Consider the following 19,796-nt stretch of genomic DNA (forward strand, 5'->3'; position numbering starts at 1 on the left):
CAAGGCTTCAGGCTGCACAACTCGGTGGCAGGCCGGGATGCGTTAATATTTGAAGCGTCCGGGCATAAACCTGGCCCGGTTGCCCATATCCGATTGATAGGAGCTAAAACGGGCGAGCCCCTCTTCTTCCACTTTAATCCGGTGTCGCAGCATCAGCGCATTTAGCACGCTAAAAATAAAAAATGTGACATAGGCCTCAAAAAGCAGCGGTACAAGCGCTATTTCCAGGATAACCGCGAGATAATTTGGGTGGCGCATATAAAGATAAGGGCCTTTTTGTACAATTTTAGCTCCCGGTATAATGAAAATTCGCGTATTCCAATAGGGACCAAGGGAAGCAATAGCCCAGTAACGGAGCACTTGCACGGCCAGCATCAAAATCAGTAAAGCCGCCCACCAAGGCGATACCGGATAGCCATGCAACATAACTTCTGCCAACAGGCTGATCAAAAAAGCCGTATGCATCGACACGATAAGCGGGTAGTGATGGGCTGCAATTTCAATGCCGCCCCGCGCAAGCACCCACTTTCTGTTTCGTTTAGCAATCCACAGTTCAGTAAGCCGTTGTATAACAAGCAACAGGAAGACACCATAAAAAAATATCATGTTTTACCTCTTTACAAGCAGCAGTTCCGAACTGAAGCCCGGCCCCAGTGCAGTAAGAATTCCATACTCTCCTGGCTGAATACCGTTGCTAAGAATTTCGTTTAAAACAAACAACACCGTTACGGAAGACATATTTCCATACTTTTGCAGCACATCAAGGGCGGCGGAAAACCGATCGAGCGGCACACCAAACACCTCTGCATACGCTTCGATAACTTTATACCCTCCAGGATGGGTAATAAAGTGGGTAATGTCGGAAGTCCGGAGATGATGCTGTTCCAAAAATTCGTAAACATTGGGCTTAAACATGCTATGTACAAAAGTCGGGATGTCACGTGAGAAGATCACCTTGAGCCCGGCATCATTTACTTCCCAGCCCATAATGTCTCGCGTATCCGGCCATAACGTGCTCAGTGTCTGCTCAATCCGAGGACCGTGCCCTTCAGGTAAGCATTGCTCGCCTTCAATCAAAACAGCGGCCGCACCATCTGCAAAGAGCGAGGTCGCTACAAGATTGCTTTTGGACCTATCCTCCTGCTGAAAAGTGAGTCCGCAGCATTCAACGGCAATCAAGAGCGCCCTTTGCTCCGGATAGGCTTTGACATATTCAAAAGCCCTGGATATTCCAACACATCCGCCTGCGCAGCCAAGTCCCCAGATCGGTGTCCGCTTTGTATGAACGCCGGCCTTCAACTCATTCATAATCAACGCATCAATGCTCGGCGTGGAGATCCCGCTCGTTGACACAAAAAATAGGTGATCGATATCCTTTATGCTCCTGTCGGCTTTGTTGAGGCAATCGGCTGCAGCTGCCGTTCCGAGCTTAACCGCCCACTCACGATATCGTTCATTTTTTTCGGCAAAAGAATGGGGTTGACCGTACCAGTCAAGCGGCATGCAAAAATGGCGGGTTTTCACTTTTCCGTTTTGAAAAATAGGGAGCAGCCGTTCAATATTACGGAATGAACCTGCAAATAAGTTGCTAGCAAATGTTTTTACTTCATCTTGGTGCAGTATATGAGGAGGAAGACAGGTTCCAACAGCTCGGATTCGGGCCACAGTGTATCGCTCCTTCTGTTACGTCAGTAGCCCTTATTTTTGCCCACCGCTTGCAGGAAGAAACCTGACAAGCAAACGTTTTTTAAGTTGATGCAAGTTCTTTATACACTTCTTCTGGTATAATCAGCTGTTCAATGCCAAGCATATCTGCCACTTCCTCAAAGGAATTCCCCTCCTTTAGCCGCTGAACAGCAAACGTATTCCTCAATTTCTGCGCATGAAACTTGATGCCTGACTTCTTCGAAAGAGTCTCTAGCACAAACTGGATACTGCGCGGGCTCATCCGCTTTCCCTGACGCGATTCAAATACAAACGGAGTGGTTCCAGTACGCTCTTTATATTTTTTTAGATACTCTCCTTTCTCGAGAGGCAGTATAAATCGGCGTACATTGCCCAGCGACACTCCGATTATGACGCCTTCGTCTACCCACTGTACGTCTTTCCATAATAAACTTGCGGCTTCTTGTATACGCAGCCCGGCCCAGAGAAAAACCGTAATGAAAGACATATTTCGGTCAAAAATGGCGTCATCGTTTTTCGCGTTCGCTTCTTCCCTAATGGTATGCAGAAGATAATCAATTTCATCTTCGCTTAAGTAAAAAGCTTCATCCTCCGCCCGATTTGGCCTGCGCTTTAGTTTTGCACACGGGTCTATCCCCACTTTTCCTTTAAGCCATAAAAAGTGAAAGTAAGCTTTTAGGGCCGTAATTTTCTTGTTAATGGTCGACATTTGCTTGCCTGATATGATTTCTTCCTCAATGTATTCTGTTACATTCATAAACCCAATCTCGTACACTTCTTTACTCGGATAAAGCCTGCCAAGCCAGGCGAAAAACATGGTCAATTCCATCATATAAGAAGAAATCGTAAGCTCTGCCCGCATCAACTGAAGCAAATACTCTTCGTATTCAGCCATATACGGAAAACGGTATTCCATATGCTGTTTTCCTCCTTTCCTCTATACTAACTATATATACAATTAGCCGAACATACGTTTTTTCCTTTTTAACCTATTATCTTTTGATGTTTTTTTATTTTACTGCGCAGTTTCTTTGGACTTCCTTAGGCTATCTTGATCCCTCTCGAAGAATAATTTTAGCGAGGATCACAAAGGATAAGAATGGAAAAGACCTTATACATTGCGCGTTAATAAAAAAGCCAGCGATAAAACTGAACAAGGGGGACACACACGTGCCCGAGTCGTTAAAACACAAAATGGATGATTCCTGGAAAGAAGTCTTTAACACAGTTAAGACCCTAGAACCCGCGAAATTAGCAATCGTCAAAGCCACTCTCCCTACGGTACTAGAGCACGGCGAGGAAATTACGAAACGATTTTATCAGAGGCTGCTGGGCAATCATCCGGAATTAAAAGACCTTTTTAACCAGACCCATCAGAAGATAGGCCACCAGCCAAAAGCGCTGGCAAATGCTGTGTATGCAGCTGCAGCAAACATCGAGAACTTAAGCGCTATTATGCCGGCCCTCGAACATATTGGGTATAAGCATAAGAGTTTAAACATCAAGCCTGAACAATACCCCATAGTAGGTGAAAATTTGCTTCAGGCTATCAAAGAAATATTAGGATCGGCCGCAACAGAAGAAGTACTGGATGCATGGGCTGCAGCCTATGAAGTAATCGCAGACGCATTTATCCGAATGGAAGACAAAATGTACAAAACAACAGAGAGCGCGCCAGGGGGCTGGGCTGGGTTCCGCGACTTTGTTGTCGACAAAAAAGTTCCGGAAAGCTCCATCATTACATCGTTCTATTTAAAACCAGCCGATGGCAAAGCAATTGCCTCCTATTTGCCAGGCCAATATACTACGGTCAATGTAGAGATTGAAGGTGAGGAATACAGGCATAATTTGCGCCAGTACAGCCTCTCAGATCGTCCAGGCACGGGATATTACCGCATCAGCGTAAAGCGGGAAGATCCGAGAGAAGAAGGGTACCCGCCCGGTGTTGTGTCAACCTTTTTACACAAGCATGTCAAAGAAGGCGACATCATTCCAATCAGCGCGCCGTCAGGCGACTTTTACTTAGACATGGATAAGCAGATTCCTGTGGCGCTTATAAGCGCAGGGGTAGGTTTAACACCCATGCTAAGTATGCTTAACACCCTGGTGGCAGAACAACCAGACAGGAAGGTCTATTACACGCATGCCGCCATCAACAGCAGTGTCCATGCGATGAACGACCATGTGAAACAAGTAGCTAAAAACCATTCAAATGTAAAATCTTTTGTCATTTACCAATCCCCAACCGAAGCGGATAAGGCAGCGCAAAATTATGATAAAGAAGGATTTATTACACTGGAGTGGATGCAGTCCGTTCTGCCAAAAGAGGCGGATTTCTACTTTTGCGGCCCGGTGCCTTTTATGAAAGAAGTCAACAAAGCGCTTAAAAAATGGGGCGTACCCGTAGAAAGAATCCATTATGAATTCTTCGGCACAGGCGGCGATTTGGAAGATTAATGGATGATTAAGTGACCTAAAAAGAGGCGTCTACAATGTCCTCCGGCTTTCGCACATCGGTTGGGTGGACAATGGCATGCCCTCCTTCCTGCCTGATTAAACATAGGTTCATTTTCTTTTTACACCTTGTTTATTTTTACCACGCTCGTTAAGAAAAAAACAATTCCCCCCTTGCATTCGACATCTTTTTAAACGATCGTTTAAAAAGATGTCGAATTCAATTAATCCATCTCGAAGTTTCATCCACATCGCTTGCGGGAAATACGTTTATAGAGCAACAGATGAGAAAGGAGCTGCACTTATGGACCACAAACAGCTTGAGCAGTTAAAACAGGAATTGGAGCAGCAAAAAGAACAATTGGTGAGCAGCGATTTAGTAAGCGAGCCTGATTTGAATAAATCGATAATAGAATCGACCGGGGAATTGTCCAGCTATGATAACCACCCTGCTGATATGGGGAGCGAAGTATTTGAACGATCGCTGACCGTGGCGTTAAATGAACACGAACAAAAACTGCTTGATGATATAGAAGCGGCCCTCCATCGTATTGAGGAGGGCATATACGGTAAATGCCTGGAATGCGGGGCTCAAATCCCGTTCGAGCGGCTGCAAGCAAACCCGGCTGCTGCCTACTGCATCGAACACCAGGAAGTACACGACAGAATGGATACAGGCGAAGAACGGTCGCCAAAACTTTCCGACATCCACATTGACCGTCCGGCAGAGGAAGATATTCTCAGTCCGCCATTCGTAAGGGGGCGAAGCGATCCGCATGAAGATGCGCTGGATGATGTAGAAGGCTTCAATGACAGAACACATAAAGTAGACCCGGCTGAATAGGCAAACACAGAGAGCACGGATGCGTGCCCTCTACTTAATTCGGACGGACGCTCCTATTCCAGTGTGCGGTAGTGGTACTGCGATACCGCCGTGAAACCAAGTTTGTCATAAAGTGCAAGGGCTGGTTCGTTGTCCGTTAAAACCTGCAGGTATGTACGTTCCGCACCCCTTCCAGCAGCCCAGCGGGTTAATCGGCGAATGATCTGGGCTGCTGCTCCTTTTTGCCTGTGCCTAGGCGAAACGATAATATTACTTAAGCCTGACCAACTCCGCTCTACTACCGCGGTCCCCAGGCCAATCACTTCGTCATTCTCATACAAACGCAGAAATGCCTTACTGGGACCAATCGCTGAGAAGATGTGAGAATACCCCCTGTGCTGCTCCTGTGGATAATCCTCTAAAATAAGAAAATCCCGAATCCACTCATCATCCGCTTCCTCTGCTAACGTGCACGTAAATCGCTGTTCATCTCTTACACGATTGATGATTTCACTGCAGAGCGCCATCATTAAAAAGCATGGATATTCAATTCGGTAACCGTTTGCCTCCAATATACTGTCCAGCTCAGGCGGTGACGCTGAGCCCACCTGAAAAGCCGGTACAATCGAACGCCGCTGATAGAATTCCTCAACAAGAGCCAGCCAATTTTCGTCTGGAAATGGGCCAGCCGCATACACACTGTTTGCTCTTTTCGTAACGCCAAAGGAAGCCCGCAGCCGCCACGTTCTTATTGTTTGCTGGATGTAAGAGGGCCAGGCGTTGGCTCCCAATTCTTCTAATAACAAAACAAGCTGGCTGTCCGTTTTCATTATTGCCCTCCTGTCTTTTCTCCATAAAAAATATATGCCGAGCTTTACAAACCCAATATAATTTTAACCGTTTTTTAAACTCGTTGACATACTATTGTAACGAAACTCTTTTAGAATTTAGTATACCTTCTTCAAGTATGCTATAATGATTTCCCGCCCCGGATTTAAGCAAACAGATAGAAAAGGAAGTAGTATAGATGGAGAAATATATTAACCAATTGCTCGATATGGGCGTGTTTAAAATTAACGAGCGACAGTTATATGAATGCTCGGAAGCTGAATTAAAAGCTGCCCTATGTGAGATTTTATTCGCTAAACGTAAGAGATTCATATCCTCATATTGATAAAAGAAAAAGCAGCAGACAGATTACCTGTATGGCTGCTTTTTCTCTATTCTCTATGTTTTTGGGTTGTCTTCGCCTTATACTTTTGCTTGCTTCTCTTATACCTCAAAAGTTTAAACGCATTACTCCCTTCTGCTAACGATTATCTCCAATCCATGAATACGCTGCCGGTTATCTCTTCATTGTAACGCTACTACCATGCATAGAAAAAGGGGGATTCGCTCTGCCATGCCGATTCTAAAATCTTCCCTTTTTTAAGACGAGCCGAATACCGCCTATGGCAAACAAGTAGCGTAAGTCCACCGCTTTCTTTATGATAACAGCAGGATAACCTGTTACCCTTTTCTTGCCAAACTGTCCAATCGCATCTTCACGCCCGAGAGAGGCAACGGTTCCATAGATCACCGGTTTGAACGGTTTCCGCTTATGTTTAGTTCCCCGAATCGTAACCACAATGTTTTCCGCCAGCAGCTTCCCCATCTGCACCGCAATTTGCGCTGTAGGCGGATAGGGCCGCTTCGTTCTTTGATCCGTAAATAGTGCACAATCACCAATGATAAAAACATTCTCATGCCCCGGCGCACGCAGGTATCCATCAACTGGCACTCTGCCGCGGGTGGTTGTGAAGCCTGATTTCTCAATGATGGAATTTCCCCGCACTCCCGCTGCCCATACCACTGTGCCTGCCCGGATCTCTTTTCCGCTCGCGAGCACGACGCCGTGCTTGTTGCATGCTTTAATTGGCGTACCTAAAATAAACTCAACTCCTTTTGCTTCTAAGGCAGAAGTGGCATAATTGCGCAGGCCCGGGTCAAATCCAGGAAGAGCCACCGGGGCTGACTCTACGGTAATCAAACGGACCAGACTTGTATCGACATCGTACTCCTTGCACAGCTTAGGCACTCTGTCTGCTAATTCACTTACGAATTCGATCCCTGTGAGTCCAGCCCCTCCTACGACAAACGTTAAGAGTTCGGTGCGCTTTGGATCATTTTTATATGTAGCGAATTGGTACTCAATGTATTCTCTTAGTTGTCTGACCCCATTAATATTCCATCTGTTAAAGGTATACTCCATCAGCCCCGGAATGCCAAATGTCTCAGGTTCTGCACCGAGACCGACAATGAGGTAGTCGTATGCTAACGTGTGGTTTTCAAGGACTACCACTCGATCAGATGTCCGAATTTCCACAACATTGTCCTGAATAAGCTGTACTTTCTTTCGATTAATCAGCCTTTTAATATCCACCCGTGTTTTATCATGAGGGAATGTTCCAGCAGCTGGCTCATGCAATCTTGTGGTGAAATAATGGTATTCATTTTTATTGACCAATGTAACCTCAGCTTCTTTGGTTCGCAGTTTTTTTTGAAAAGTAAGGGCAGCCGTTAGACCGGCGTATCCCGCTCCCAGAATGATGATTTTCGGAGGTATCACCGTCTTCCCCCTTTCTATCGTTCTTCTATGGCGAAAAGAAAGCTATCCTCTTTAGTGTATTCGCGCAGTAAAAAATTAAGAAAGGATGAGGATAATCTTCAATATTTTAAATTGTTAGTCTTTACTGTCGTTTCATTTTGTGAGATAATCAAAGCAGTTCAAAGATAAGGGGCTCTTCCCCCTAACAAGCTGAACCTGAGCCTATCTTCTTTTATAAACTGCCTAGTTTCGTACGATCTTCTTCCCGAAGACTTTTCACGAACTATAGCCAGTTAAACTGCGTTTATTTTTTGATGCGGTTTGACTGGCTTTTATTTTTGCCGTCACTAGAAAGGAGGCGTGATACCATGGGGGCTTTGGATGGAATCACCATCCTCGATCTGACTCGCGTACTTGCCGGGCCTTTCTGCACGATGACGCTGGGCGATCTGGGCGCGGAAGTCATTAAGGTCGAGGGTTCCCACAATAAAGACGATACACGCGAATGGGGGCCGCCGTTTGTGGGTGGCGAGAGCGCCTATTATCTGTCTGCGAATCGCAACAAAAGAGCCATCACCCTGAACCTTAAATCGGCAAAGGGAAAAGAGATCGTTAAACAGCTGGTGCGCGATGCAGATGTTGTCGTCCAAAACTTCAAGACCGGTACACTGGATAAGCTTGGCCTGGGCTATGACGTGCTAAAGGAGATCAACCCGCAAATTATCTTAGCTTCAATCACTGGATTCGGCAGTAACGGCCCTTACAAGGACGATGCTGGCTACGACTATATCATTCAAGCCATGGGCGGACTGATGAGCATTACTGGCGGTGACTCTTCGGGGCCTCTTAAAGTGGGGGTTGCCATCGCCGATGTGTTAACTGGCTTGTATACAACGATCGGCATTTTAGCGGCTCTGCACGAAAGAAATCATTCAGGACGGGGCCAATGCATCGATATTTCCTTATTTGATTCGCAAATCTCCGCCCTGGTTAACGTAGCAAGCAACTACCTGATAACGGGTGTTGTGCCGAAGCGGCTGGGAAATCAGCACCCTAACATAGTCCCCTATCAAGTATTCCCGACCGCTGATCAAGAAATGGTGGTCGCCGTAGGAAACGACGCCCAGTTTAGAAAGTTCACCCATATCATTGGTTTGGCGGAGCTGGCTGATGATGATAAGTTCAGCACGAATGCCAGGCGCGTAGAGCATAAAGATGAATTGGTAAACCGGATTGCTGCTGCCTTGAAAAAAAGGCCCGCCAGGGAGTGGACAACATTATTTAAAGAAGCTGGTGTTCCAAACGGGCCAATCAACGATATGAAAGCATTGTTTGAAGATCCACAAGTTCACGCCAGACAAATGGTCGTTGAGATGGCGCACCCCACTGCCGAAACGATCAGGCTCATCGGAAGTCCGCTTAAACTCTCCAGAACTCCAGTGGAGATCCAAAGACATCCGCCGCTGTACGGCGAGCATACCGATCAGGTTTTAAAAAAGCTGGGATACTCAGCGGAAGATATCCGCTCGATGCGGGAAAAACAAGACATTTAGGAGGCAGAAACCGATGATGAACTTTGCTTTAACTGAAGAGCAGGAAGCTGTAAAAAAACTTGTGCGCACCTTTGTTGACCGCGAGATCATTCCCTTTATCCAGGAATGGGATGCAACGGGGCACTTTGAAGTTGAAATTATGAAGAGGCTGGCGGATCTACAGCTGATGGGGGTGTGTATACCTGAGGAATACGGCGGATCGGGAATGGACTATAACACCTTAGCGATTGTCTGTGATGAACTGGAACGCGGCGATACGGCATTTCGCACGGCTGTTTCCGTCCATACCGGCTTAAACAGTATGACCCTGCTTCAATGGGGCGACGAATTTCACAAACAGAAGTATCTCATTCCACAGGCCCGCGGCGAAAAGATTGGAGCCTTTGGCTTAACAGAACCAAATGCGGGTTCTGATGTGGCCGCTATGCAAACGACGGCCAGGCGGGTTGGCAACGACTACATTATCAATGGTTCCAAGACCTGGATTTCATTATGCGATGTGGCAGACCATTTTCTGATTTTTGCCAAAACAGACAAAGACAAAGGACATCATGGAATAAGCTGCTTTATCGTGGAGCGCACCTTCCCTGGCGTTACAACCAGGGGTTTCAAAGGAAAGCTGGGCATTCGTGCCGGCAATACAGGCGAAGTCTTTCTGGAGGAAGTTCGTGTACCTGCAGAAAACCTGGTTGGGCAAGAGGGAGAAGGATTTAAAATTGCCATGTCTGCGCTTGATAATGGGCGCTTCACCGTAGCGGCTGGTGCCTGCGGATTAATTGAAGCGAGCTTAGAAGCGAGCCTTAAATACTGCCATGAACGAAAAACATTTGGCAAAGAAATCGGCAGGCATCAACTGGTTCAGCAAATGATTGCCAAGATGTCCGCTAACCTGGAAATCTCCCGGCTTCTCGTATACCGTGCCGGCTGGCTCAAGAATCAAGGCAAGCGCAGTACAAAAGAAACATCCTTAGCCAAATGGATTGCGTGTGATGCAGCATTCGAAGCAGCAAACGACGCTGTACAAGTCCATGGGGCTTACGGATATTCCAATGAATATCCGGTAGAACGCTTTTTACGTAATGCAAAAGCGCCCGTTATCTATGAAGGCACGCGGGAGATCCATACGATTATGCAGGCTGAATACGCACTTGGCTACCGGCAGGATAAGCCACTCAGACAGATGTTGCCTGCATGGAGTTTAACAGATTAACTTGTTCTAGTGGATCCCCTTGCGAGGGGATCCTTTTTTTTATACGATTGTTACAGCCTATACAAATTCTGGAGGTGATCCGTTTGAATACATACTTTATTGCCGGACATGCACGGCTGCCACAGGGAATGGCCGCTAAGGTTGTTTTTGATTCACTGACGATAACAGCGGAGGTAGATAAAAGATACGGGGTGATCGTTGACGCCTCCTGTACGCTGGCCACGCAACATGGACGCGATTTTGTACAGAGGCTGCTTAGAGGTTACAGCCTAAAGGACGGAATTGAAGAACCGATACAAGCGGTGCTGTGCTACTACCGAGGGAAGGCAACCAACGCCCTGGTCGCTGCGCTGCGGGATTTGCACACGCAATATCTTGCCCTGGAACATGCACCCTTGTAAATGAAAAATGGACGGCTCGGCACCGTCCCTTTTCTCTCATCTTTTAGTGAAGGAATTATTGATATTCCTTCTTTAACTGAGCCGCAATGATGTTTTTTTGAATCTCTGATGTTCCTTCATAAATTTTTGTGATTCGCGCATCGCGGTAAAAACGTTCAACCGGGAATTCAGAAACATAGCCAATTCCCCCGTGGATTTGCACCGCCTTATCGGCTACCCGATTGTATACCTCGGATCCCAGCAGCTTCACCATAGCGGCTTCCTTTATCACTTTCATCTGCTCGTCCACCATCCACGCTACTTTATACGTCATGCAGCGCAGTGTTTCAATATCAAGTGCCATCTCAGCAAGATAATGCTGGATAATCTGCTGTTCAAAAATAGGCTTTCCAAACTGAATGCGTTCCTGTGTGTGCTTCATACACATATCGAGCAGTTTTTGGCAGGAGCCGAGGTTTCTTGCGGCTAAACCCGCCCGGCCATTTGCCAAAATTTTGAGCGCATTAACATAGCCCTCCCCTTCCAAACCCAATACATTTTCAGCAGGCACCTCACATTCTTCAAAGAATAACTCCGCCGAATGAGAACCGCGCAGGCCCATCTTTTTCTCGATTTTCCCGACATGAAAGCCAGGAAAATCCTTTTCCACAATAAAGGATGTAATCCCTTTTGCTCCTTTGGCAGGATCGGTTACCGCCATAACCGTAAACACATCCGCAATCGGCGCATTTGTAATGTAATGCTTACTGCCATTTAAAATATATCTATCGCCCTTTTTAACAGCTGTTGTCTTCAAATTGGTCGCATGCGATCCGGCGCTTGGTTCTGTTAAAGCAAAAGCGCCGATTTTTTCTCCCCTCGCCATGGCAGGCAGGTACTTGCGTTTTTGGGCTTCATTCCCCATTTCGACGATTCCAACCGAGCCGATACCGGTATGCGCACCGATAACTGTTGTATACCCGTTGTGCGTTTTTCCCAGTTCCTCGTAGACCGCGCACTTGCCAACCATGCCGATTCCAAGGCCGCCGTATTCTTCTGGAATACTTAGCCCGAAAAGGCCCATTTCTTTTGACATCTCGAGAATTCGCTGCGGAATTTCATCCTGTTCTTCGATCTCCATCGCTACCGGTTCCACTTCATGTTCAATAAAATCCCGGACGTTCTGCCTAATGAGTTCAATGTCTTCTGATACCTGTACAACCATGGGAAGACCCCCTCTGTTATTTGGATTCATCGCTGTACGTATAAAAACCTTTTCCTGATTTACGGCCAAGCCGCCCTGCTTTTACGTATTTGACAAGAATGGGAGATGGACGGTATTTCTCGCCAAGATGCTTGTATAAATACTCCATGTTGCGTAAACGGGCATCTAGTCCGACAAGATCAGCCAGTTCAAGCGGTCCCATCGGATGGTTGAGGCCCAGTTTTAGCGCTTTATCAATATCCATGGCAGAAGCAACGCCTTCCATCAACATATTCATCGCTTCATTGCCAATGAGACAATTCATTCGGCTGGTGACGAACCCCGGAAACTCATTGACTTCCACCGTTTCTTTTCCCATTCTTTCTGCAACGTCTCTTACCACGGCTACAGTGGCATCCGATGTATCCAGTCCCCGAATCAGCTCAACAAGTTTCATTTTATGTACCGGATTGAAGAAGTGCATGGCGATACACTGTTCCGGTCTGGACGTAGAAGCCGCAATTTCTGTTGGGCTCATGGTGGATGTGTTGGTGGCTAATATTGCATGGCGGGGGGCGTATTCATCGAGTGTCCGAAACACTTCGATTTTTGCCTCCATCACCTCAATGATTGCTTCGATGGCGAGGTCTGCCTCGCGGGCCGCGGCTGCCAGGTCAGTAGTATACAACAATTGCTCAAGTGCCTGGTCTTTTTGTTTATCTGTTATAAAGCCTTTTGCGGCACTTTTGGCCGCTTCTTTCTCGATATACCGCCTGGCTTGTTCGATGGCCTGTGCCGACACATCCTGCAGCGTAACCATATAGCCCGCAACCGCAGCGGCATAGGCGATACCCCTTCCCATGGTGCCGCTGCCCACCACAACAATACGGTTGATAGCTGGTGTCTTCATATCACTCCTCCTCCGCTCGCAGCAACAATTTTTCTACCGGCCCTGGAAATGTGCCTGTCGCTTATCCAGAAAAGCCTGCGTACCTTTATCTTTGTCCTCTGAGTTAAATAACACCGCCTGCGCTAGTTTCTCCACCATTAAGGCTGAACCCATGTCCAGATCAAAACCTTGATTCACTACGATCTTAGCCAGGCGAATAGCCAGTGGACCTTTACTCATTATTTTTTCTGCTTTTGCCTTGACTGCTTCCCACAATTGCCCAGCTGGAACGCACTGCGATACGAGGCCTATTTGCTCTGCCTGAGCGGCTGAAATCATTTCACCGGTTAAAATCATATCCAGCGCCCGGCCCTTTCCGACAAGGCGTGCAAGCCGCTGCGTGCCGCCCGCACCCGGAATAATCGACAGATTTAATTCGGGCAAGCCGATTTTTGCATGTTCAGCTGCAATGCGAATGTCACATGCCATGGCGAGCTCACACCCACCGCCGAGCGCAAATCCGTTAATCGCTGCAATCGTAGCTTTGCTGCTGTTTTCCACTTCCCTATAAAAGGCGGACATGCCTGGAGCCAGGGCATCCAGGGCGTTTTTTTCCCTCAGTTGCCGTATATCTGCGCCTGCCGCAAACGACTTCTCCCCTTCTCCAGTAAACACGATCACACTCGTGTCTTTGTCGCCTTCAAGCGTTTGCAGCGCCGCTCTCATTTCCTGCACGGTTGTGCCATCCAGCGCGTTGCGGACATCCGGACGGTTGATTTTGATGATTCCAATTGCCCCTTCTTTCTGCAGCAAAATATTCTGATACGCCATCCGCTTTCCTCCTTTAGGGTCATCATTACATCGTCTCACAGATTTGGATAGTGGTCTCTATGAAACTTATGTAATGCAAAAATGATGCCAGCTTTAAAATATGGGGTTCCAGCAGCGGAATCGGATTCTTTATTGAAAAACCGATTCAATTTTGAATTATGATGCGTTTTTGTATCATCCTCTCATTCAAGCTTTGGGCCCACCGGCTACATACAGTACCTGGCCGCTTACGAATGAAGATGTGTCCTGCGCAAAAAACAGAGCCGCATTCGCAATATCTTCCGGCTTGCCGCTGCGTCTTACGGCAATTTCTGCGATGCGGCTTTTTATCATATCGTCAAAATCCACACCCAGGCGTGCAGCTGTTGCGCGGGTCATCTCCGATTCGATAAATCCCGGGGCAATGGCGTTAACTGTTATGCCATATTTCCCAAGCTCAATGGCCAGTGTTTTCGTTAGACCCTGGAGGCCTGCTTTTGCAGTGGAATAGTTGGCCTGCCCGCGATTGCCTAAAGCAGACGTAGAAGAAATATTAATGATCCGGCCATACCCCTGTTCTACCATATATTTCTGGGCGATTTGACTGCAGTAGAAAGCACCCTTGAGATGGACCTCCATCACCACGTCCCAATCATTTTCACTCATTTTATAAAACAAGTTATCCCGGATAACACCGGCGTTATTGACAAGAATATCAACGGAACCAAAGAACTGATGCACCGCAAGAAACGCTTGTTCCAATTCAGGCCAATTGGTAACATCCGCCTTTATGGCAAGCGATTTGCACCCTGCCTGTTTGATTTCATCCTGCGCCTGCATGAGCATTTCCTCATTGTTATCTAGCAAACAAACAGCGGCGCCTTCGTTACCTAAACATAATGCAATCGCTTTGCCAATTCCTCTGCCTGCACCTGTTACCACCGCCACTCTTCCGTTTAAACGTCCCATTCTACTCCACCGTCCCGCGCAGCGTATTCATTTTTCGGGATAGAAATCATGCCATAGTTTCTTCATAATTCATCATCCTTTTCAACCACTTTTCCTTTAAAAAAAAGGTCTATGTCATTCTCACGTATTAAATCATAGACCCGTTCAAGAGAAGGACCGGGCATATGCCCGGCTGTTTTTTAGGGGATAGTAGACATACCCCCTACACACCGTATCCCGATGTATGAAGGGTTAGTTCAAGCTATCGGCGTACGAATTAAGCGGTTGTACGACGTGTACCTTACTTTGCTCTGTCGCTTCCATTAAGCCCCTGTACACCAGGTACAAGCCAATGGCAGAAGAAATAATGCCTGCCCACCCGCCAAAGGCCGAGTTGACACCTGCTAATTCACTAAGTGTTCCGCCAATAAAAGCTAACTCGACAAATAAAAACATCCAGCCAAACGGTTTGCTTTCCCGGAATGAAGCCATCGTAAACGGTATTGTAAGGATCGCCCACACCAGGAGGAATGTGCCAAGGGCCGTTCCGGAAGCATGGCCAAATTTTAAAATACCGTTGAGCTCAAAATATACGAATAAGCCAAGTGAAATAAAGAACCCGCCATATATCCCAAACGTAGTCATCCCAAATCGATGGCCGCGCGCGTATTCGAAAATCGCACACAGTAGTTGAATACAGCCGCCGCAAATCAGGGCGACGGTAAGAAATAATGGAGTGGCAGATACGGGAACAAGGTGGGCATTCGGAATGTTTAATAGCGACTGGGAAACTACAAACGCAGCGAGGCCCAAAGTGCTGGGATCCGCTAATTTTTTTTGTTCGATCATATCGGTCACTCCTTCTTAATTAAGAAATACTCCTGTTTCACGATTGGCCATTCGCATTACAGATGCTTCAGAAGCACAACACCGGTTTTATTAGCGCATAACGGTCACCCCCTTTCATTGATTCATTAACAAATAGCAGGCTTTTATGTGCAATAGCGCGGTATTATCTAATCAGTTAGCTTAAGCACACCCGGCACGTTATCATGTGTGTACATTATGAAAGATTTCAGGCCGCTTCACGACTCGGAAAGTGTCGGATAAAACATAATGCGCAGGTGTAATTTCTTTAAGCTCGCTAAGCGTAAGATCGTCTACTAACTCTTCTAAAACCATCTGCCCTCCTCGGAAAGAAAAAACGGAGAATTCAGTTATCAAGATATCCACTTCTTCCTTTGCCGTAAGCGGGTATGTACACAACGGCAAAATTTTTGGTTCTCCCTGTGGCGATAGGTGGGTGGAGGCGACAATAACGGTTTTTGCGCCGACAATTAGATCCATGGCTCCCCCTACCCCCAGCACATCCTTTCCGGGGATAGCCCAGTTTGCAATGTCTCCTCTTTCACTGATTTGCAGAGCCCCGATGACCGTTTTATCGATATGGCCGCCCCGCATCATAGCAAACGATAAAGCGGAATCAAAATAAGAGGCTCCGCAATTTTCTGATATAGGAAGCTTGCTCGCATTAATGAGATCGGGATCGTGCTCGGCTGGAGCCGGGGTAGGTCCTACACCGAGAATCCCGTTTTCTGAGTGAAGAATAATGTCGCGACCCTGTGGAAGATAGTCGGCGACAAGAACGGGTATGCCAATCCCTAAGTTTACGATATCCCCATCTTCAAACTCCTGAGCAGCACGCCAGGCTATATAATGTTTATAATCGTTCATGAGGCGCCTCCCTCTTAACAACCACATCCACAAAAATATGCGGAGTAATTACTGCTTCCGGATCCAGCTCGCCTGCCTCAACAATTTCATCCACCTCTACAATGGTGAGCGCAGCTGCCATCGCCATAATTGGATTAAAGTTGCGGGCTGTCTTATAATAAATCAGATTTCCATGCCGATCTGCCTTATGAGCTTTGATCAACGCGACATCAGCGCGCAAACTTTCCTCCAGCACATACTCTACCCCGTCAAAAGTCTTTGTCTCTTTGTTCTCTGCCAGTAATGTCCCCGCTGCAGTCCGGGTGTAAAAAGCGCGAATCCCGCTACCTCCCAGGCGTATCGCTTCACTAAATGTGCCCTGCGGAATCAATTCCACCTCAAGCATGCCTTCCCGCTTAAAGCGCGAGACGTCCGGATTGCTTGTGAAATACGTTCCGATCGCTTTTCTAATGCGGTTTTCCAGCAGCAATTTACCAATGCCCTGCGCTTGTTGTCCGACATTGTTGCTAATGATGGTGAGGTCACGCACATTCGTCTCAAGTAAAGCATCCACCAGGTAAAGCGGTTGACCCGATAATCCAAACCCTCCAACCATAATCGAGCACCCATCTGATATTAAAGAAACGGCCTCATTTGCTGTCATGAACTTTACCGGCATCTCCGCTTTCCCCTTTCCTGCCATTCGTTCCTACAGAATTTTTTAAAGCTGTTCGATGGCAATTGCCATTCCCTGTCCACCACCGACACAAAGTGTAGCCATGCCGAACTGTTCCTTGCGCCGCTTCATTTCATATAGCAGGGTTGTCATGATTTTTGCGCCAGTTGCTCCCAGCGGATGCCCCAGGGCGATCGCTCCGCCGTTCACGTTTACGGTATCCATATCCAACTGAGCTTCCCTGATGACGGCAAGGGATTGGGCGGCAAAAGCTTCATTTAATTCAATTAATGGAAAATCAGATAAGCGCATACCCGTTCTCTGCAGCAGCTTTTGGATAGCAGACACCGGCCCAATTCCCATCACTTCAGGTGAAACACCTGAAACCGCCCAGTCGACAATGCGTACGAGAGGCGTAAGCCCAAGAGCCCGAGCTTTGTCACGCTGAATGAGCACCATTGCTGCTGCGCCATCATTTCTGCCGCAGGCATTTCCTGCGGTAACAGTGCCACCCTGCTTAAAGGCAGGCTTTAATGCCGCGAGCTGCTGTAACGAAGTTTGCCGGGGAAATTCGTCGGTATCAAATAAAACCGTTTTCTTTTTTTGCTTGACTTCGACCGGTACGATTTCATCCTTGAACCTTCCATCCTGAATAGCGGCAGCCGCTTTCTCCTGACTGTGCAGGGCGAAAGCATCCTGATCCTCTCTTGTAACGCTATATCTTTCCGCTACATTTTCTGCCGTAATTCCCATCCCGAGCTGGTTCCCGTATGTTTCGATAGGCTGCTGACCATTTTCCAGGTTAGAATCGATAATAAATGGGTTTCCTTCGCCAAAACGGGAATTGCGTAAATAAATTGGGGAACAGCTTAAACTTTCTGCCCCGCCAGCTACAGCAATATCCGCTTGCCCAAACACGATTTGCTGTACGGCGGACGCAACCGCCTGCATGCCGGAAGCACATAACCGATTCACCGTGTACGCTGAAGCCGATTCAGAGATACCGGCACGCAGCGCCGCCACCCGTGCCATATTAGATGACTCGGACGATTGGCGAACCTCACCCATGATGACTTCATTCACCATATCAGGTGAGATACCGGCGCGGCGAACCGCTTCTTCGATCACAACTGCCCCTAGTTGGCCGGAATTTAAATCCTTCAGGGTTCCTCCGAATTTGCCAACTGCTGTTCGAACTGCCGATACAATTACAACATCTTTGTCCATTTTGCCACCTACTTGTCCTTTATTTTGGTTTTTCAGCTTCCACCAGTTTTCGCCGCAACAGCTTGCCGACCGCTGTTTTCGGAAGTTGCTGCAGAAATTCTATCGATTTAGGCACTTTATATTTGGCCATCATTGCCGTGCACCAGCTGATCAACTGGTCTTCTTGCAGAAAAGCACCTTCCCGGAGCACAACTGCCGCTTTAACAGCTTCACCTCTGTATGTATCCGGCACACCAAAGGCACAGACTTCCTTGACATCCGGATGCTGATAAAGAATCTCCTCAACTTCGTTGGGATAAATATTATAACCACCTGATATAATGAGCTCTTTCTTCCTGCCAACTATGGTGAAATACCCGTCTTCGTCCATTGTTGCAATATCACCTGTGTAAAGCCAGCCATCCCTAAGCGCTGATGCCGTTTCTTCAGGGCGCCTCCAGTACCCTTTCATTACTTGGGGTCCTTTTACAATGAGTTCACCTGGTTCACCCTTCTCAAGTTCAATTGTTCCTGTATCCAGATCAACGATTTTGCTATCTGTGTTCGGCAGCGGAATTCCAATCGTTCCGGGTTTTCGCACGCCTCCTATAGGATTGCGGTGTGTAACAGGTGAAGCTTCGGATAAACCGTATCCTTCCATAATAACGGCTCCAGTTTTGGCTTCAAATTCTTTCATTAACTCTACCGGCATAGGAGCCGAACCGCTGTTGCACACTTTAATCGATTCCAGTCCTGCCTGGGCCGCCTCCGGATGGTGCAGTAGTCCAATATACATGGTGGGTACACCCGGGAAAAAGGTAGGCTGGTATTTTTTAATTAAATCGATGGCATGGTTAACTTCAAACCTGCGCATACAAATAATAGTTGAGGCCCCGAAGATCGATAGATTCATACAATTATTCATGCCGTACACATGAAAAAAGGGAGAGATGCTTAGCACTCGTTCACCAGGCCGTTTGAACACTCCATTAAAGGTGGTGTAACTCTGGTAAACATTTGCAACGATATTAAAGTGGGTTAACATAGCTCCTTTCGATCGCCCGGTTGTACCTCCTGTATACTGCAAAACAGCGATATCTTTTTTTGGATGAACCAGGGTCGGAGTCAGTTCTCTATCAATAGGGGCCAACAGTTGGGAAAAACCCAATCCATCTTCCCCAATAAACGATCCGCCTTCAACGTAAATCTTCGCCATATTCTTACAGTAAGGAATGGAATCTATCCGTTGTTTTACATCATAATGGCCGATTAACCAACGCGCCTGAGAATCTTCAAACATAAACGCCAATTCACTTTTTTGGTACATCGGATTTACCTGCACAACCACTCCACCTAAGAGCTGGGCCGTATAGTAGGCAATCACGTACTCCATTGAATTTGGCAGGATAAGGGCAATCCGATCTTCCTTGCGAAAACCAAGCTGATGAAGATGCGCAGCTGCTCGACGGGTATAGGTCTTAAGCTCGCGGTAGGTAAGAGTCCGGTCTCCGTCCACAACGGCTTCATAATCGGGATAATCTTCTGCGGAACGCTCCAAAAAGTGGTAAATAGAAATATCTGGTATTTCTATTTTATTCGGAACACTTGATGGATAAAAAGAATGCCAGGGTCTTTTCTCCATACTTTGCACTCCATT

General features: G+C 47.1%; 20 protein-coding genes. 6 read left to right on the top strand and 14 right to left on the bottom strand.

Annotation, left to right across the window (positions count from 1 at the left end):
• Nucleotides 1-42: 42 nt before the first annotated feature.
• The 3 genes from PP175_RS13325 to PP175_RS13335 all read right to left on the bottom strand — a co-directional run bounded on the left by PP175_RS13325 (nt 43) and on the right by PP175_RS13335 (nt 2,602).
• Entirely contained in the window at nt 43-606 is a 564-nt protein-coding gene (locus PP175_RS13325) for an isoprenylcysteine carboxyl methyltransferase family protein (protein WP_272438845.1), read from the bottom strand.
• 3 nt (nt 607-609) lie between these two features.
• Entirely contained in the window at nt 610-1,665 is a 1,056-nt protein-coding gene (locus tag PP175_RS13330; RefSeq protein ID WP_272438846.1) for a type III polyketide synthase, read from the bottom strand.
• A gap of 82 nt (nt 1,666-1,747) precedes the next feature.
• Nucleotides 1,748-2,602, bottom strand: a complete 855-nt coding sequence (locus PP175_RS13335) for a tyrosine-type recombinase/integrase (protein WP_272438847.1) — start codon at nt 2,600-2,602, stop codon at nt 1,748-1,750.
• 278 nt (nt 2,603-2,880) lie between these two features.
• On the opposite strand from PP175_RS13335, the gene hmpA reads away from it, so the two are divergent.
• Complete coding sequence (gene hmpA / locus PP175_RS13340; RefSeq protein WP_272443258.1) at nt 2,881-4,143, top strand: NO-inducible flavohemoprotein; 1,263 nt, start codon at nt 2,881-2,883, stop codon at nt 4,141-4,143.
• Nucleotides 4,144-4,444: 301 nt separating this feature from the next.
• Nucleotides 4,445-4,984 carry a TraR/DksA C4-type zinc finger protein gene (locus PP175_RS13345; protein ID WP_272438848.1) on the top strand — a complete coding sequence of 180 codons (540 nt, stop codon included), beginning with the start codon at nt 4,445-4,447 and terminating at the stop codon, nt 4,982-4,984.
• Nucleotides 4,985-5,037: 53 nt separating this feature from the next.
• Here PP175_RS13345 and PP175_RS13350 read toward each other — a convergent pair whose 3' ends face one another.
• Complete coding sequence (locus tag PP175_RS13350; RefSeq protein ID WP_272438849.1) at nt 5,038-5,793, bottom strand: GNAT family N-acetyltransferase; 756 nt, start codon at nt 5,791-5,793, stop codon at nt 5,038-5,040.
• A gap of 197 nt (nt 5,794-5,990) precedes the next feature.
• On the opposite strand from PP175_RS13350, the gene PP175_RS29955 reads away from it, so the two are divergent.
• The gene (locus PP175_RS29955; protein WP_442870373.1) at nt 5,991-6,137 is read left to right on the top strand and encodes a Fur-regulated basic protein FbpA; all 147 of its coding nucleotides are present in this window, start codon (nt 5,991-5,993) and stop codon (nt 6,135-6,137) included.
• Nucleotides 6,138-6,374: 237 nt separating this feature from the next.
• Here the strand turns inward: PP175_RS29955 and PP175_RS13355 are convergent, their stop codons facing one another.
• A complete protein-coding gene (locus tag PP175_RS13355) occupies nt 6,375-7,571 on the bottom strand; it encodes an NAD(P)/FAD-dependent oxidoreductase (protein ID WP_272438850.1) in 1,197 nt (398 codons plus the stop codon).
• A gap of 347 nt (nt 7,572-7,918) precedes the next feature.
• Here PP175_RS13355 and PP175_RS13360 point away from each other — a divergent pair, with 347 nt between their 5' ends.
• The 3 genes from PP175_RS13360 (at nt 7,919) to PP175_RS13370 (ending at nt 10,714) form a co-directional block, all read left to right on the top strand.
• Nucleotides 7,919-9,103 carry a CaiB/BaiF CoA transferase family protein gene (locus tag PP175_RS13360; RefSeq protein ID WP_272438851.1) on the top strand — a complete coding sequence of 395 codons (1,185 nt, stop codon included), beginning with the start codon at nt 7,919-7,921 and terminating at the stop codon, nt 9,101-9,103.
• Between the two features lie 16 nt (nt 9,104-9,119).
• Nucleotides 9,120-10,313, top strand: coding sequence for an acyl-CoA dehydrogenase family protein (locus tag PP175_RS13365; protein WP_272443259.1), 1,194 nt, complete (start codon nt 9,120-9,122; stop codon nt 10,311-10,313).
• Between the two features lie 83 nt (nt 10,314-10,396).
• Complete coding sequence (locus PP175_RS13370; RefSeq protein WP_272438852.1) at nt 10,397-10,714, top strand: DUF3870 domain-containing protein; 318 nt, start codon at nt 10,397-10,399, stop codon at nt 10,712-10,714.
• 55 nt (nt 10,715-10,769) lie between these two features.
• Here PP175_RS13370 and PP175_RS13375 read toward each other — a convergent pair whose 3' ends face one another.
• The 9 genes from PP175_RS13375 to PP175_RS13415 form a co-directional block, all read right to left on the bottom strand.
• Complete coding sequence (locus PP175_RS13375) at nt 10,770-11,918, bottom strand: acyl-CoA dehydrogenase family protein (RefSeq protein WP_272438853.1); 1,149 nt, start codon at nt 11,916-11,918, stop codon at nt 10,770-10,772.
• Between the two features lie 16 nt (nt 11,919-11,934).
• A complete protein-coding gene (locus PP175_RS13380; protein ID WP_272443260.1) occupies nt 11,935-12,792 on the bottom strand; it encodes a 3-hydroxyacyl-CoA dehydrogenase in 858 nt (285 codons plus the stop codon).
• Nucleotides 12,793-12,840: 48 nt separating this feature from the next.
• A complete protein-coding gene (locus tag PP175_RS13385; RefSeq protein WP_272438854.1) occupies nt 12,841-13,617 on the bottom strand; it encodes an enoyl-CoA hydratase/isomerase family protein in 777 nt (258 codons plus the stop codon).
• 186 nt (nt 13,618-13,803) lie between these two features.
• Nucleotides 13,804-14,565, bottom strand: a complete 762-nt coding sequence (gene fabG, locus PP175_RS13390; RefSeq protein WP_272438855.1) for a 3-oxoacyl-ACP reductase FabG — start codon at nt 14,563-14,565, stop codon at nt 13,804-13,806.
• Nucleotides 14,566-14,796: 231 nt separating this feature from the next.
• Complete coding sequence (locus tag PP175_RS13395; RefSeq protein WP_272438856.1) at nt 14,797-15,393, bottom strand: acetate uptake transporter; 597 nt, start codon at nt 15,391-15,393, stop codon at nt 14,797-14,799.
• Nucleotides 15,394-15,594: 201 nt separating this feature from the next.
• On the bottom strand, nt 15,595-16,278 hold the full coding sequence (locus PP175_RS13400) for a 3-oxoacid CoA-transferase subunit B (RefSeq protein WP_272438857.1): 684 nt from the start codon (nt 16,276-16,278) through the stop codon (nt 15,595-15,597).
• Nucleotides 16,265-16,936, bottom strand: coding sequence for a CoA transferase subunit A (locus PP175_RS13405; protein ID WP_272438858.1), 672 nt, complete (start codon nt 16,934-16,936; stop codon nt 16,265-16,267). The genes PP175_RS13400 and PP175_RS13405 overlap by 14 nt, the downstream gene beginning before the upstream one ends.
• Nucleotides 16,937-16,978: 42 nt before the next feature.
• Nucleotides 16,979-18,160, bottom strand: a complete 1,182-nt coding sequence (locus tag PP175_RS13410; protein ID WP_272438859.1) for a thiolase family protein — start codon at nt 18,158-18,160, stop codon at nt 16,979-16,981.
• Nucleotides 18,161-18,179: 19 nt separating this feature from the next.
• Nucleotides 18,180-19,781, bottom strand: a complete 1,602-nt coding sequence (locus tag PP175_RS13415) for a long-chain-fatty-acid--CoA ligase (RefSeq protein WP_272438860.1) — start codon at nt 19,779-19,781, stop codon at nt 18,180-18,182.
• Nucleotides 19,782-19,796 lie beyond the last annotated feature (15 nt).

It is taken from the genome of Aneurinibacillus sp. Ricciae_BoGa-3, from assembly GCF_028421645.1.
Taxonomy (GTDB): domain Bacteria; phylum Bacillota; class Bacilli; order Aneurinibacillales; family Aneurinibacillaceae; genus Aneurinibacillus_B.

Excerpts from the sequence above, each read along its gene's own strand:
- hmpA (WP_272443258.1), top strand. The coding sequence starts at position 2,881 with ATGGATGATTCCTGGAAAGAAGTCTTTAACACAGTTAAGACCCTAGAA.
- PP175_RS13360 (WP_272438851.1), top strand. The coding sequence starts at position 7,919 with ATGGGGGCTTTGGATGGAATCACCATCCTCGATCTGACTCGCGTACTT.
- PP175_RS13325 (WP_272438845.1), bottom strand. The coding sequence starts at position 606 with ATGATATTTTTTTATGGTGTCTTCCTGTTGCTTGTTATACAACGGCTT.
- PP175_RS13365 (WP_272443259.1), top strand. The coding sequence starts at position 9,120 with ATGAACTTTGCTTTAACTGAAGAGCAGGAAGCTGTAAAAAAACTTGTG.
- PP175_RS13405 (WP_272438858.1), bottom strand. The coding sequence starts at position 16,936 with ATGCCGGTAAAGTTCATGACAGCAAATGAGGCCGTTTCTTTAATATCA.
- PP175_RS13400 (WP_272438857.1), bottom strand. The coding sequence starts at position 16,278 with ATGAACGATTATAAACATTATATAGCCTGGCGTGCTGCTCAGGAGTTT.
- PP175_RS13375 (WP_272438853.1), bottom strand. The coding sequence starts at position 11,918 with ATGGTTGTACAGGTATCAGAAGACATTGAACTCATTAGGCAGAACGTC.
- PP175_RS13395 (WP_272438856.1), bottom strand. The coding sequence starts at position 15,393 with ATGATCGAACAAAAAAAATTAGCGGATCCCAGCACTTTGGGCCTCGCT.
- PP175_RS13410 (WP_272438859.1), bottom strand. The coding sequence starts at position 18,160 with ATGGACAAAGATGTTGTAATTGTATCGGCAGTTCGAACAGCAGTTGGC.
- PP175_RS13415 (WP_272438860.1), bottom strand. The coding sequence starts at position 19,781 with ATGGAGAAAAGACCCTGGCATTCTTTTTATCCATCAAGTGTTCCGAAT.
- PP175_RS29955 (WP_442870373.1), top strand. The coding sequence starts at position 5,991 with ATGGAGAAATATATTAACCAATTGCTCGATATGGGCGTGTTTAAAATT.
- PP175_RS13345 (WP_272438848.1), top strand. The coding sequence starts at position 4,445 with ATGGACCACAAACAGCTTGAGCAGTTAAAACAGGAATTGGAGCAGCAA.
- PP175_RS13385 (WP_272438854.1), bottom strand. The coding sequence starts at position 13,617 with ATGGCGTATCAGAATATTTTGCTGCAGAAAGAAGGGGCAATTGGAATC.
- PP175_RS13335 (WP_272438847.1), bottom strand. The coding sequence starts at position 2,602 with ATGGAATACCGTTTTCCGTATATGGCTGAATACGAAGAGTATTTGCTT.
- PP175_RS13350 (WP_272438849.1), bottom strand. The coding sequence starts at position 5,793 with ATGAAAACGGACAGCCAGCTTGTTTTGTTATTAGAAGAATTGGGAGCC.
- fabG (WP_272438855.1), bottom strand. The coding sequence starts at position 14,565 with ATGGGACGTTTAAACGGAAGAGTGGCGGTGGTAACAGGTGCAGGCAGA.